Annotated in this window: 14 protein-coding genes and 1 pseudogene; 6 read left to right on the top strand and 9 right to left on the bottom strand. The window is 58.4% G+C overall.

Features of this window, described 5'->3' with window-relative positions; translation table 11 throughout:
• The first annotated feature begins 7 nt into the window (after nt 1-7).
• Complete coding sequence (locus Q5Y75_RS08740; RefSeq protein ID WP_306196345.1) at nt 8-616, top strand: ABC transporter permease; 609 nt, start codon at nt 8-10, stop codon at nt 614-616.
• Nucleotides 617-982: 366 nt separating this feature from the next.
• Nucleotides 983-1327 (top strand): GNAT family N-acetyltransferase, encoded by a 345-nt coding sequence (locus tag Q5Y75_RS28465; protein ID WP_371933240.1) that lies wholly within the window; start codon nt 983-985, stop codon nt 1325-1327.
• Here the strand turns inward: Q5Y75_RS28465 and Q5Y75_RS08735 are convergent.
• From Q5Y75_RS08735 to Q5Y75_RS08725, 3 genes are read right to left on the bottom strand one after another with little or no spacing between them, the layout of a single operon-like run.
• Nucleotides 1217-2695, bottom strand: a complete 1479-nt coding sequence (locus Q5Y75_RS08735; protein ID WP_306196343.1) for an ABC transporter transmembrane domain-containing protein — start codon at nt 2693-2695, stop codon at nt 1217-1219. The genes Q5Y75_RS28465 and Q5Y75_RS08735 overlap by 111 nt on opposite strands.
• Nucleotides 2692-3738: a DUF1611 domain-containing protein gene (locus Q5Y75_RS08730; RefSeq protein WP_306196341.1), complete on the bottom strand. Its 1047-nt coding sequence runs from the start codon at nt 3736-3738 to the stop codon at nt 2692-2694. Before Q5Y75_RS08730 ends, Q5Y75_RS08735 begins: the two co-directional genes overlap by 4 nt.
• Before the next feature lie 26 nt (nt 3739-3764).
• Nucleotides 3765-4580 (bottom strand): alpha/beta fold hydrolase, encoded by an 816-nt coding sequence (locus Q5Y75_RS08725; RefSeq protein WP_306196339.1) that lies wholly within the window; start codon nt 4578-4580, stop codon nt 3765-3767.
• A 258-nt stretch (nt 4581-4838) separates the two neighbouring features.
• Between Q5Y75_RS08725 and Q5Y75_RS08720 the strand changes: the two genes are divergently transcribed.
• Both Q5Y75_RS08720 and Q5Y75_RS08715 read left to right on the top strand, forming a co-directional pair.
• Entirely contained in the window at nt 4839-5345 is a 507-nt protein-coding gene (locus tag Q5Y75_RS08720) for an RNA polymerase sigma factor (RefSeq protein WP_306196337.1), read from the top strand.
• The gene (locus Q5Y75_RS08715; protein WP_306196335.1) at nt 5342-6085 is read left to right on the top strand and encodes an anti-sigma factor family protein; all 744 of its coding nucleotides are present in this window, start codon (nt 5342-5344) and stop codon (nt 6083-6085) included. Before Q5Y75_RS08720 ends, Q5Y75_RS08715 begins: the two co-directional genes overlap by 4 nt.
• On the opposite strand, the gene Q5Y75_RS08710 is transcribed toward Q5Y75_RS08715, so the two are convergent.
• The 6 genes and pseudogenes from Q5Y75_RS08710 to Q5Y75_RS08685 all read right to left on the bottom strand — a co-directional run bounded on the left by Q5Y75_RS08710 (nt 6082) and on the right by Q5Y75_RS08685 (nt 10615).
• The gene (locus tag Q5Y75_RS08710) at nt 6082-7536 is read right to left on the bottom strand and encodes a S8 family serine peptidase (protein ID WP_306196333.1); all 1455 of its coding nucleotides are present in this window, start codon (nt 7534-7536) and stop codon (nt 6082-6084) included. The two genes, Q5Y75_RS08715 and Q5Y75_RS08710, sit on opposite strands and share 4 nt — an antisense overlap.
• Before the next feature lie 455 nt (nt 7537-7991).
• Nucleotides 7992-8294, bottom strand: a complete 303-nt coding sequence (locus Q5Y75_RS08705) for a type 2 periplasmic-binding domain-containing protein (protein WP_306196332.1) — start codon at nt 8292-8294, stop codon at nt 7992-7994.
• Between the two features lie 47 nt (nt 8295-8341).
• Nucleotides 8342-8659 carry a type 2 periplasmic-binding domain-containing protein gene (locus Q5Y75_RS08700; protein ID WP_306196331.1) on the bottom strand — a complete coding sequence of 106 codons (318 nt, stop codon included), beginning with the start codon at nt 8657-8659 and terminating at the stop codon, nt 8342-8344.
• On the bottom strand, nt 8652-9215 hold the full coding sequence (locus Q5Y75_RS08695; protein ID WP_306196329.1) for a TRAP transporter large permease subunit: 564 nt from the start codon (nt 9213-9215) through the stop codon (nt 8652-8654). The genes Q5Y75_RS08700 and Q5Y75_RS08695 overlap by 8 nt, the downstream gene beginning before the upstream one ends.
• Before the next feature lie 271 nt (nt 9216-9486).
• A pseudogene (locus Q5Y75_RS08690) lies at nt 9487-9797 on the bottom strand (acyl-CoA dehydrogenase family protein).
• A gap of 86 nt (nt 9798-9883) precedes the next feature.
• Nucleotides 9884-10615 carry an SDR family oxidoreductase gene (locus Q5Y75_RS08685; protein WP_306196327.1) on the bottom strand — a complete coding sequence of 244 codons (732 nt, stop codon included), beginning with the start codon at nt 10613-10615 and terminating at the stop codon, nt 9884-9886.
• 543 nt (nt 10616-11158) lie between these two features.
• Between Q5Y75_RS08685 and Q5Y75_RS08680 the strand changes: the two genes are divergently transcribed.
• Complete coding sequence (locus Q5Y75_RS08680; RefSeq protein ID WP_306196325.1) at nt 11159-12175, top strand: amino acid ABC transporter substrate-binding protein; 1017 nt, start codon at nt 11159-11161, stop codon at nt 12173-12175.
• Between the two features lie 71 nt (nt 12176-12246).
• Nucleotides 12247-13380 (top strand): ABC transporter permease subunit, encoded by a 1134-nt coding sequence (locus tag Q5Y75_RS08675; RefSeq protein WP_306196322.1) that lies wholly within the window; start codon nt 12247-12249, stop codon nt 13378-13380.

Below are 13380 nucleotides of genomic sequence, written 5' to 3'. Positions count from 1 at the left end.
GCCATGATTGTGCCGCCGCAAGATATCGAAGAGGTCGGAGAAGAGACCTTCGACATGCACCCCGTCGGCGCCGGCCCCTTCCAGGTGGTTGAATACACGCCCACAGCTGGTCTGCTTCTTGAGCGTTTCGACGGCTGTTGGAGCGGGTCATACTGGGTGGTCGGGTGTCGTTCACTGTTGGTATTTTCTCAGCAGCGGGTGCGGTGTTGCTTGGTACGGTGATTGGCTTGTTGGCGGGCTATCGGGGCTCTGGGACACGCTGATCATGCGCTTCGCCGATATTCAGCTGGCGCTGCCATTTATCCTGATGGCAATTACAGTGATCGCCATTGTGGGGCCGAGGGTTGACCGGATTATCATTTTGATGATTGTTTCGCAGTGGGTGCAATATGCCCGGCTGGTGCGTAGCAGCGTATTGTCGCTACGCGCGCGTGAATTTGTTCAGGTGGCACGCAGCTATGGGCTAGGCGATCGCAAGATCATCTTCGGGCATATCCTGGCCAACGCGCTGGGGCCGCTGATCATTCTGCTGATGCTCAACGTCGCCAACAACATCCTTTTGGAAAGCAGCCTGACCTTCCTCGGTCTGGGTGCCAATCCTCAGACCACAACCTGAGGCGGTATGCTGTCCGAGGACGCAACTACATCCAGACGGCCTGGTGGGTGACGGTGTTCCCTGGTGTCACGATCATGCTAACCGTGCTGGGGCTCAATCTGCTGGGGGACTGGCTGCGCGATGAACTGGATCCGTTAGGCCGCACCTCGCGCTGATCGGTGCTTTGTTGAAGATACTGGCGACCGCTCACAGACCGGTCGCCAATCCATTGTGGTCGGGACGCGCAACATGGTTGAGATAGTCATAAAGTTTGATCTTGGAGAGGGGACCACCATACGGCCCCTTGGGCGCGGGGATGCCGTAGATCTTTTCCAACTAATTGAGGCCAACTGGGCACATCTGCACGAGTGGCTTGGCTAGCTGGACATGACCAAAACGGTCGAGGATAGCCTAACCTCGACTGACAGGCGGCAGGCCGGGATCGCAGAGGCGCGCGAACTGAATTGCGGTCTGTTGCAGGACGGGACTCTGGCGGGGCTTTGCAACTTGCGCAACATTCCCGGTGAAAACGGTGCTACGGATATCGGCTATTGGTTGTCTGCCAGTTTTGAGGGCAGGGGGATCGCCACCTGCGCGGTGCGCGCCTGCGTAGACGGAGGCCTAACTCCTAAGCGATTGCTGAAAATGTTCGGCGCTCTCGAAGCTCCGCAACAGAGCCGCATCTTTTATGAGGATCAGGCCAGGCTGCTGCAGCGCCAATCGCAGGATTGAGATCGCAAGGCGGTGATCTGCTTTCACATTGGTGCCGCGCTCGGTCAGCCTGAAGTCAAGCCCACCAATTTCGGACAGAGTGTCCTTTAAGCCAAGTTTCTCGGCCGTTTGCAGGATAGCTGCGTCTGACGGCCTGGGGCGCAGCCCCAAGGTGATGGCGCGCCGCAAGCTTCCTTTCAGGATCAGCGGATTTTCGGTCACAATACCAACCGATCTGCGTAGGCTGCCTGGTGTCAGCTCCACAACATCCTTACCGCCCAGCTTGAGCGAGAAATCCTTGGTGACAGAACTTCCTGTCAGAACATTCTCGATCTCATCGATGAGGGAAGCCGGGACAACGGCAGACTCACCGGCGGCCAATTTCAGAGCAGGACCCTCGACGGGTGTTAGCTCAACTGATTGCGGTTTCTGGTGCAGACGCGCTTTCCTGTCGCCCTTTGGGGCCAACGGGCGTTGCAATGCGCGGGTGAGGTTGCTGTGGGCCGCGCGGAACTTCGCCGCTTGGTCGGTTGAGGACGTCAGGTTGCGCAAGGGGCGTATCATCAGGCCAAGCGCGGCAAGCGCGGCTGCGATTGTGCTTGTTGGAAACCCGTTCAGACTGCCAAGCAACATAATTGCGCTGGCCGCGAAAGCCGCTGAAAGACCTGGGATCGACTTTCTGGTTTCAGAAAGACGGCGGCAAAAGCGGGCGGCCTGCATCACCTCTGTGGCGCGACGCTCCAGTATGTTCCTCTCGACCTTCCGGCGTCCCATCGCCGCGAGTTTTGGCGCAACCGGCAGGCGCTCCGTTACATCCGCAGCAAGCCGGGCGCGATGTTTGCGCAGATGGCGATGCGCGTGCAGGAGTTTGCGTTGCGTGAGGGCGACCCAAAGGGCGGAGGGCAGGATCACGCAGAGCGCCACCCAGACGAATTGCGGATCGAGATAGATCAGCACAGCGGTCGAGGCGGGCAACAGAATGGCGGCCTGCACGAGGCGCGGCAAACCGAGGCCGGGCCAGCCCGTTAACGCCGTCAGGTCTCCGGTAAATCGCAGGATATGATAGCCCATGCGCCTCTGGTCGAGGTCCTTTTGATCGCTGCGGCTGGCGTGATCGAACAGGCTCAGGCGAACGTCCCTGGCATAGTCTTGCCCCAGATGCTCGGCGAGGTTGCGGAACATCACCTGCGTCAGAGCTGCACAAGCCCCTGCGAGGCTTACGCTCAGAATAGAGAAAACGGGGAGGCCTGTTCCGGCATGGAGTGCAACGAAGACGTTTCGCGTTGCGATGGCCACCACTGCAAAAGCGGCGGCCTGCACCAGGGTCGAACAAATGATCCACCCCAGCAGGCGACCCCGTTGGGCGGCGAAGAGGCGGGGAGGTTTCATGCTGCTTGCGGGGCGCGACGTACCCCGGTTCTGGCCGCCAGAGTGTTCGCATAGGCGGGATCAAGCAACTGACCCTTGGTCAGGACCTGAATGCCCGTGGCGGCCTGTGCCTCGTCCACCGCCATCGGCGAGCAGGACAACATTCCCGTCAGTGCGATCGGGCGGATCCCGTTGCGAGCCAGTTCTGCCACGCCCCCGGCCGCAGCCACGGCATCGGCGCAGGCAAACAGATACTTGCTAAACCGGGTCCGCGCCTCTGGGTCGGCCAGAAGGGCTGCGGTTTCCTGCTGGAACACCCCGTCCGCCAATTCCATTACCGCGATATCACAGCCGCGCGTCTCTGCCTCGCCCAGAAGCGTATCAATGCCCGCGATGATCCGGGGCAGGGGTTCGAGATAGGTCGTCACCATACCCGCATCGGTGAAATCAGCCACATAAGACGCTCCGGCGTCGACATAGGCATTGTAATCACCAAAGGCGCCGGTGCCGGTGCCCTTTAGCACTGCCGTTTTCCAGCCAGCTTGTTTCAGGCCGTGGGCCAGAGCCGCCGTGGCGGTGGTTTTCCCGGAATTCATGGAGGTGCCCACAACGCAGATGACAGGGATCTTGGCAGGTGTCGCATGTGCAGAGAGGGCAAAATCGCCGGTATTCAAGACCATGCCGTTTTGTGATGTAATCCGGCCCAAGGGCTGGATGCGGGTTGGGGGTTTGATGCGCTCGTTGCGTTGGACCATGCGTCCGATACAGCCCCCGCCAGCAAGCATATCGCTGCCCGCGGTGTCTAGCTCCGCCAGGCCTTCGAACTGGTCGGGTGCATATCGCGCACCGCAAGGCAGAACAACGAGATCGCCGGCGTATAGCATCGAAGGGCGTCCAGTGGGCAGTTGAATGCGCCGGTGGTTGCCGATGGACATCACCCGCCCCAGAATGAGGTCGCCCGGCATTGTCATCGACAGGTCGTGGCATAGACCCCGGGCAAGGTTTGGATCGATCCTACGCGTTGCAAAACACCATTTTGCGGTTTTGAAGTCAAAACTATCCATCGTTAAGCTCCTGTGAATAGGGGATTTCATGAATTGCAAACAAGCGTGGTCAAACCTGCGCGCGCGCAATCGGAAAAACTGTGTACGCAATTGGGGATTTCGGTGAGCGTCAGGTCCGGGGTGATCCCGCGTGCCGTGGCTGCGATACGAAACGCATCGCAATAGTGACGCGCGCGCGCCAGCCGATGGCGACCCTGTACGTCATCAACTTCGGGATTCTTGCGCAGCGCGTCATCGCGATGGCGATCCTCAGCGCCCACGTAAACCCGAAGCTTCAGATCCAGATAGTTGCGCAGTTGATTATGCGCCAGGGCAGGTACATTTGCCCTGAGCCGTTTCGTCGAAGGCGCAAGACCCATCGGGAAAGCCTGTTTCAGATCTGGCAGGCAGTACCACCCGGCGGCCGCAAGATGCAGTTTGGCAACCCGTTGTGGATAGAGCATCGCAAACCGATGCGCGAGCTGTGCGCCGCCGGAATACCCAAAGATGTCAACCTGTTCGGTCGACGCAAAACCCATTTGCTGCACCAGATCGAGCAGCGTCAGGATTGCGCGATCCGGGCGATACGTTCCGATCTGCTGAAAATGCCGCCATTGCTTGCGCGAGAAGTGCGGCGTGATCAGGATTTGTCCTTTGGCGTCGCAAGGGATTGAGAACGCATCGGCAATGCTTTTTGCCTTACGTGAAATTCCATGCAGGGCAACAAGAGGGGGCAGGCCGGGGGTTGTGACTTTCGGTATACGGATTTCGGCGGATAAGACCCGTCCCTTAACGGCGACCGACAATTTGTGGACTGTCATGGGTTTGGTGACAGGCAAGACATCCATAGCTGCATCGAACATTTTTGAACTCCCAATTTGTGCTGTCTTGCGAGGACAACGATGCGGTGCGGGATCTATTCCAAATTTTTTGAGCGACGGGTTTTGGCCGACGGGTGGATCAAGTCGTACAAGCGCAGCGAAGTGCGATACTCAGTGCATCATGACTGGTCCAGTTTGATGCTTGGGATTTCGGCGTGCTTGCTTTCCCGCGCAATATTTTGGAATAAACCGGCGGGTAGCCCGTTGTTGCGGTAGATGACGCTAGATGGGAGTTGCGCGATGACGGATCGGTTTCGGCAAGATTTGGTGGCGATTGTCCCAAAACTGCGCCGTTTTGCCCTGTCTTTGGCGGGCAACCAGCCCGACGCGGATGACTTGGTTCAATCCGCCTGCGTCAAGGCGCTGAAGAACGCAGCACAGTTTTGCGAAGGCACTCGGATGGATAGCTGGATGTACCGCATCATCCAGACTCTCTGGATCGACGATCGTCGGCGCAGCAAAACGCGCGGCGCACAGGTTGATCCAGAAGCAGCGGGGTTAAACGATGGAGGTCGCGCCGCGCGGTTGCCCGAAGATCGGATGATGCTCGATATGGCGCGCGACGCCATGGGGGCGCTGCCTGAAAAGCAGCGTATCGTGTTGTCGCTCGTCGCCATCGAAGGGTTGAGCTACAAGGAGGCATCCGACGTTCTGGAGGTGCCTGTAGGGACCGTTATGAGCCGTCTGTCGCGGGCCAGAGATGCCTTGCTGCCGCAACTCGGCATGTCGAAAGGACCGATGCAATGACTGCAGAAACCGTGATGGACAAAACCCGTCTGGCCGCGTTTGCTGATGGAGAGCTTTCGCCGGAAGAGGCGGCAGAGGTTGTCTTGCATCTGGCCGATCATCCGCCGGACCAGGCTTATGTCGACAACGTGATGGCCGCAAACGAGGCCCTGTCGCAGGCATTTGCGGCCCCGCTGGGTGACCCCGCACCCCAAGCGATCGAAAACACGATCCTGGGCGCCAAGCAAACCGCTGAGATCGTGCGATTTCCAATGCGCCCCTCTGTCTGGGTAGGTGCGGCCTTGGCGGCTGCGCTGGCCCTTGCGGTTTTCACAGGGCCGTCCTTTTTCACACCGGCCCAGCCGCCCAGGCTGGCCGTCGGGCCGATCTCGGGCGGATCAAGCCTATCTGAGGCGCTGAATAGTCTGCCCTCGGGTGTCCCCTGGGCACAGGACGCGGATCAGGAGTTGTTGATCCTGGCTACACTCCCCATCGCGGAGGGGTTTTGCCGCGAGTTCGAGGTTATTGACCATGCAGACGCGCGCATCGATCTGGGTATTGCGTGCCGAACAAGTGACACATGGATGGTCGAGGTGACCCTGTCTGAACCGCTTGCATCATCGGGAACCGAAGACGGGTTCGTGACGGCCAGCGGTGCGGAGATGCAGGGGCTCTTGCCGTTCCTGGACCGGCTGGGGGCAGGCGCTGCGCTTGCCCCCGATGACGAAGCCGCGCTGATTGCGCGCGGCTGGAGCCATTAACACAAACCTTTTGTGTTCAGCAGGCCATGGCCAAATATCTCGTCAAAGCCCGGTGCGCCCAAATCCTGAGCCGAACCTATCAGCCGCGCGCGCACCTGTTCAGGTGTTAGAGTTGCGTCAGTTGACAGCATGATTGCCACGGCGGCGGTGACGAACGGCACCGCAAAAGAGGTCCCGGATTTCAGCCGTGCGCCACGGATTGAGGTGGCCGACAACATGTTCACCCCCGGGGCGGTCAGATCGATATGCGGCCCCCGCTGCGCCTTGCGATAGACGCGCGCGCGGGCGTCAACCGCAGTCACCGCAAGCACAGTGTCAAATGCCGCCGGGTAGGCCGGTTCGCCTTTGGGGCCCGCATTGCCCGCTGCTGCCACGACGACGATCCCGTCCTCTTGCACCAACTGAGCCACGGCCTGTTCGAGCAAGCGGTTGTCCGGGCCGGCAAGCGAAAGGTTGATTACCCGCACACCGCGCGCGTGCAAGGCATCGAACCCTCGCAGCAGCGAAACCAGGTCTGCGCGTTCGTCTGCGCCATTTCGCGAAAACGCATCCACCGCAACAATCTCGGCCCCATGTATCAGGCCCGGAACCCGGCTTTGGGGATCGCCGGTCATAAGTGATGCGACCGCGGTTCCATGAATGGCCGTTGAGGGTGCAAGCGACGTATCCGAAAGCTGAATCAATTCCAGCCGGGCACCGGCCATGATTTCATGCTCCGCGTTTATCCCGGTATCGATCATTCCAACCGGAACCCGCACCGAACATGTCCCGCTCGCTTGTGTCAGCTGAGGCCATTCGATCATCTCCCATGCCGGGCAATTCTCGTGCAGACATGCGTGAGAGGAGGCTTCGAGCCCTTCTTTCTGTTCAAACCGGTAGTAATGATTGAAGTCAGCGGAGTCCCCGGAGGGCAGAGCACGGACCCGATCCCGCGCGGCCTCCAGCGTCAGTCCCGGCGGCGTTGCCAATCGAGTCAGGACCCGGTTCAGGTTCTCAAGGGAGATGGTGGCTTCGACTACAAATCCCTCCGATACAAGCTGTGCCAGATCGTCAGCGGAGGCATCCGATACGATAATCTCGGAAGGGGCATGCGTCGGAAAGGCAACCGGCGCACGCGGTCTTGTCGCTTGTGGCGCGGCATTGGTCGGGCGCCGTTGGCCGGAGCGTGACGTCCTATCGCCCGAGTAGCCTCTTTCGATCCGTGAGCCGGGACCACCTCGCCGATCATCATCGTCTCGGTCGTCATCACGATCGTCGTCGCGATCATCATCCCGGTCGTCGCCACCGCCATTGTCGTCGCCACCGCCGCCGTCGTCACCGCCATCGTCATCATCCGCCCAGGCCGCTGAGATAGTTGAACCCTGCCATTCGAATGGCATCGCCAATTGAACCGGTAACCAGAGGCCGAGGAGCAGAAGAACTCTCAGCGTGAATTTCTTTGGCTTTTGCATTTTGATATCTACCCAAGGTTAGTTTGGTCTGGACGACAACGCGTCGGGCGGAGTTTTATTCCAAGCTAAGTTTCAAGGGTTGCATTGCCAAGTTGCTGACGAGAGCTTGCGTCGCAGTGGCAGGGTCGTCAGGTCTGGTCGCTGGTCGCTTGAAACCTGCGACCGAGACAGGGTCGAGAAGGCGACCTCTAACAGCTTGATGAATTCGTTGCGAGAAACAGGTCGCAAGTATTGGCTTTGCCGCGAGGCAATCGCAATGAAGTTGTTCTGGATATAGTTATCCGACGAAGCGGGACGTCTGGATTGAAATACGGCTGCCCCGCCGCATGCGAAAACGCCTTGTTTTTACTTCCAAGCGGATCATCCCGGAGGCACCGTTTAGGCACTCGTGTTTTCGCCTCCCGTGACGCAATGCGCCTAAGGCAAAAAACACCCTGGGCACGTCGTCAAAGGCCTTAGGATCCGCGCAGGCGCTGGTACTCATGCAACATTTCACCAACGCGACCGCAGTACTTCGGGTCTTTGGCGGAGAAATCATCCACAACTTCGAGGTAATAGCGCTGCAAGTCTGCGATGGTGTTGGCGTCCAGTTGTGTCAACTCACCGCCCATTTCCTCCACGAACTTCTTCTTTAAGGGCATGTCGCGATAGACGAAATACGCGCTGGCATCCGCAGATGTCGCGCGGACGATTTCGCTGACGGCGGCCTTAAGATCGTCGCCAAGCGCATCCCATGCTTTCATGCCTGCGAAGACCACGCCCCGATTTGGCCCTTCAGGTGGCCGGCAACGGGAATACGTCCGATCTAGTAGGCGGGATAGGTAAACGCACTTTCCAGCAAGCCGCGGCGCACCGCATTCAGCACTTCGCCGGTGGGCACGATGCCGTTGCTCTGAACCGGCGTGATGGTCAGTTCGCCATTGGTGGCAGCGGTGATGCGATCGCAGAACTTCACGAAGACATCTACATAATACCAGTTGCCGGTGGGCCAGTGCGTTTGCATCCGCCAGGTGATGTTCCCGGCAGCAATGGCGGGAGGGGCGGCCAGAACGGTCCCGTTCGCTGCGATCGCGGATGTGCTCAGAAAGCCGCGGCGCGAGAGTTTGTTGGTCTTATCAGTCATGTTTTCCTCCGCTGAAAACGTGCGTTGGAATTAACCAGTGTTGATGAAATGAGCGATGATCTCGGGAAACAGGAAGGTCAGTACCCCAGCGGTGAGCATCAGGCCAAGGAAAGGCACGACCGACGCGTAGAAAGGTGCCGGAGGCGCCGATCGTGCCCAGAACGAAGTTGTGATCATAGCCCCGCCGATCCATGGCCGGGATGCCCACCGTGCCGGTCGTGATGGTGGAGGCCGCATAGCTGCCCGTCATCTCCGACAGCGTCGCTGCAAAACTGGACGTGTCCAGCAATAACCCGCCAGGCATCCGCCCGGACCACAGGTAGAAAGCGTGATAGAGGTCTTCGGGGATATTGGACTTGGCCAACACCACGCCAATGAAGGCAAAGAACGAGATCGAAGACATCAAGATTGACCAAATGCCCCCGAACATCGTGGAAACGATAGAATACATGCCGTTGGGGCCAAGCATCAGATAGTCGAAGATGACAGCCGTGCTGCCCACCGCGAAAGAGAGGGAGACCCTCAAGATGATGGCCAATAGCACAATCCCGAACATTCCCAGTGTCAAAAGTTCCGAGCTTATTTCAGATGTCCCCCTCATGACCAGCACCCTGCTTGCGCAGCCATGCGGCCATTCGAGCAAACAGTTCACCGAATTCAACGTAGTTCCAGTTTTGTCCGCGCCACGCGTCGGCGGGGCACGTTATGTGAACTTCCAAAGCGCGTTCCAGAAAACTCAGCTACGTAAGCGGGCCAAAGTTTGCCGGTCGCGGTGCCAGATGTGGCTCGCGAAACACGTCCTCTCCTCCCAATGTCAGGTCGCTGGATCAGCCAGCGGATTCCCATTTCAAAAAGTCCCGCTTTTGATCGGTCAAATGGCGGTTCAGAACCATCTGGTGCACTTCACCTGCGCCATCGACCAGACGGGCCCGACAGGCATAGCGGTAGATCCATTCCAGAACGGTATCCTGGCTGTATCCGCGTGCACCATCGATCTGGATCGCCACATCGGCGGCCTTGTGCAGCAGGTTCGCGACATGGATTTTCGCCATCGAGACCTCTTGCCCTGATCGAGCGCCCAGGCTGCCTTGATCACCAGCAAGCGCCCGATTTCGATGCCTATGGCCAGATCGCCCAGCTTGATCTGAATGCTCTCACGATCTGAAAGGCGGATACCAAATCCTCGACCCTGGGCGAAATGATAAAGTCCATGATGACTATCCTTTATAGAGACAACACGAGATGGCCGCTGTCGACGGCGATGTCCGCACCGATCATGTAGCGACCCAGATCCGACGCCAGCAGAAGGATGGCGCCGTCCAGATCCTGTGGCTGAGCCAGGCGCCGTTGCGGCACGCGCCGGATCAAAGCCTTGCCTGGTTCAGAGTCAAAGAATACGTGATTTAGTTCCGTCTCAATATAGCTGAGGCACAGGACGTTGACGCGAATACCATACCGTGCCCATTCCAGCGCCAATGCCCGGGTCAGCTGCAGGACATCGCCTTTTGAAGCCGCATTGACGATGCTGCCTCTTTGGTCGGCATCCTTCATTTGCCGTGCGGCGGTCTGGGCGACGTGGAAGACGCCCTTGAGACTGGTGTCAATGATATTGTCGATATCACCCTGCGTGTGATCCAGCGCCGAGGTCGACACCTTTGTCCCGGCATTGTTGATCACGATTTCAAAGCCTTGCGCCTCAAGTCCCGTCTGCACAGAAGCCGGATCGGGAACATTAAGCTGGAGCGCCTGTGCCTGCCCGCCAGAGGCCACAATCTCTGTGCACAGGTCTTCGACATTGCCAACCCAGCGCTCGGCGGCGGTGACATGGGCGCCATGCTCGGCAAACAAACGGGCAAAATGTACGCCAAGACCTGAGGACGCCCCTGTCACCAGAACGCGTTTTCCGGAAATACCGGGCACGGCAACAGCCGTATCTGACGGGGTATCGGGTGCCACTTCGAATCTCTTCCAAAAAACGTTCGTTCGTTTGTCGAACTAGACATTACGATTACTCCTGAGGGGAATCTCAAGATGGCTGTGAGCCATCAAGACCGTTGGCGAGACATGATGGAAGGTTAGCCTGCGATTGGTCGAATGGTGGCCGAACAGGTTCCGAGGCCACATGATTGAAGGGCTGATGAGCCACCGCGCGAAGCAAGGGCGATGAGCGGCCTCGCCAAGCTTGTGCAGTAGGCCGAAAGCGTGGCGATGGACCAGTACTGCAGGAGTCGTGTCTGGGTGATCTTCCGCGCGCATTTGCGCGAGGACCGGAGGGCGGCGGGCGCTCCCTTCGCGCTGCATCTTCAGGGGAATCGCGCCTCGGGATTGAGTTCAACAACGGCATTTCACCTCCGATGCGATGTGGCAGCAAACGGCCCGGCAACAACGTTTTGCAGAATGTATTGACTCGTCGTGTCGGATTAATCATTCTATATAATAATACAAAAGTACCGATATATAGAACAACAGATGGAGGAAACGATGTTTTCTAAAGGAGTGATGGCAGGACTTGCCATGGCCGCCGGTTTGGCGCTGCCAACCGCATCGATGGCGGAAAGCCCTACGATAAAAACCATTGAAGAGCGGGGAACAATGCTCTGTTCCGGCCATAACGGCAGCTACTTCGGGTTTGTCGAAGTGAACGACAAGAACGAGTGGAAGGGGCTCGACATCGACCTCTGCCGCGCGATGACGACGGCGCTTTTGGGTGATCCGGAAAAGGCACAGATCGTGCCGTTGAGCTGGGCGCAGCGGTTCCCGGCACTTCAATCCGGCGACGTCGACATCATCATCAAGGCCACCGGTTGGACCATGGGGCGCGACACCGAGCTGGGCCTCCAGTTCTCGATACCCTACTTCTTCGGCGGTGCTCAGTTCATGGCACATGGCGATCTGGGTATTACCGAAGCCAAAGACCTTGAAGGCGGTACAATCTGCGTTGAGGCCGGCACCACAATCGAACGGATCGCGGCAAACTATCTTCAAAGCCTCGGTGTCGAACACACGATGGTCAGCTATGAGAAAGCGTCCGAGCTGCGGGCGGCCTATTTGGCCAATCGCTGCGACAGTTTCGTTGCCTGGGGCCCATTCCTGGCGGTTCTGCGCGCGACCGAGCTGGACAACCCGGATGCACATGTGATCCTCAATGACCAATTGTCCAACGAGCCGATCTCGGCGGCGATGCGTCAGGGCGATGAGGAGTTCGTGGACTTCACCAACTGGATGCTGGCCGCGCTTCTGATCGCAGAAGAAGAGGGTATCACCTCGGAAAATGTTCAAGAGATGGCAGCCAATCCGCCGAACCCGAAGATCGCGCGCCTTCTGGGCACCGAACCGGGCATGGGCGAGCGCCTAGGCATCCGCGACACATGGGCCCGCGAAATGATTGCCGCAGTCGGCAACTATGGCGAAATCTACCATCGCAACCTGGGTGACGACAGCCCCTACAAGCTGGAGCGTGGCCTGAACAACCTGTGGAGCCATGGTGGCGTGCTTTACGCGCCGCAGCTCGACTAATGTAAGATGTCTGAGGGTCGTCACGCGGTGGCGGCCCTCGCCTCAATTCCCTGAACAAGAGATCTCGAGACATGGACGTTGCCGAACTCAAGGCGCGCGCCCAACGGCGCAAGCTGATCATCCAAGGGCTGATTATAGCCGTTACTGCCCTGGCAGTTTACGGCGCCATTCAAAGCGCGAAGGTCAACCTGAGCGCGCTTGGGCTTACCAGCGGTTTCGGATTTCTAGAGCGATCCACGGGCTGGTCATATTCGTTTTCGCTTATCGACCGGGACATAAGTGACAGTTATGCGCGAACGCTGACAATCGGGTTTCTCAATACCTTGTTTGTTGGTGCTCTGACGATCGTCCTGTCAACGATCATCGGGTTTCTGATCGGGACATTCCGCGACTCGCGAAACCCAGCGCTGAAAACCGCAGCGACGGTATACACGCAGATTTTCAGAAACATTCCGCTCATTCTTCAGGGGATCTTCTGGTACGCCATCATGATCCATCTGCCCGGCCCCCGGCAGGCGATGTCGCTTTCAGATGGCGTGTTCCTGTCAAATCGTGGCCTGATGGTTCCGGTGCTGAACTTGCCCCTGGTGGTGGCGCTGGTCTTGGTGCTGATCATGATTGCGGCCGTATTCTTGCTTCGAAAGGCGCGGATCGGGATCTTTCAGTCGGCGATCGCCTGGGTTGGCCTGCTGGTGCTTCTGCTGCTTGTTGCGTCGGGTCTCTATGTGCCAACCGGAGAGAGCGTGTTCTCCTGGCCCGAGTTGAAAGGGCTGCGGTTTGTCGGCGGTTTGACGATCTCACCAGAGCTTTTGGTTATGATCATCGCGATCGTTCTTTACGGTTCCGCATATATCGCTGAAGTCGTGCGCGGCGGTCTGGCAGAGGTTCCCAAGGGATTGATCGAAGCCGGTGAGGCTTTGGGCCTCAACCAACGTGCCATCTGGTCCCGAATCAAGATGCCGATGGCGCTGCGAACGATCATCCCGCCGCTTGGCAATCAATGGATCTTTATCATGAAGGCCACAACGATTGGCGTCGCCATCGGGTTCTCGGATCTCTTCTACATTGTTTCGACATCGATCACCCAGTCGGGTCAGACGTTGGAACTTATCGCGATCCTGATGGGGTGTTTCCTACTGGTGAACTTCTCGATTGCCCAGTTTGTCAACTGGCTGAACGACAAACTCAAGCTCAAGGCGCACTGA

The sequence above is a fragment of the Ruegeria discodermiae genome (genome assembly GCF_030758345.1).
Lineage (GTDB): Bacteria > Pseudomonadota > Alphaproteobacteria > Rhodobacterales > Rhodobacteraceae > Ruegeria_C.
This window is presented reverse-complemented; position numbering and strand designations above follow the sequence as displayed.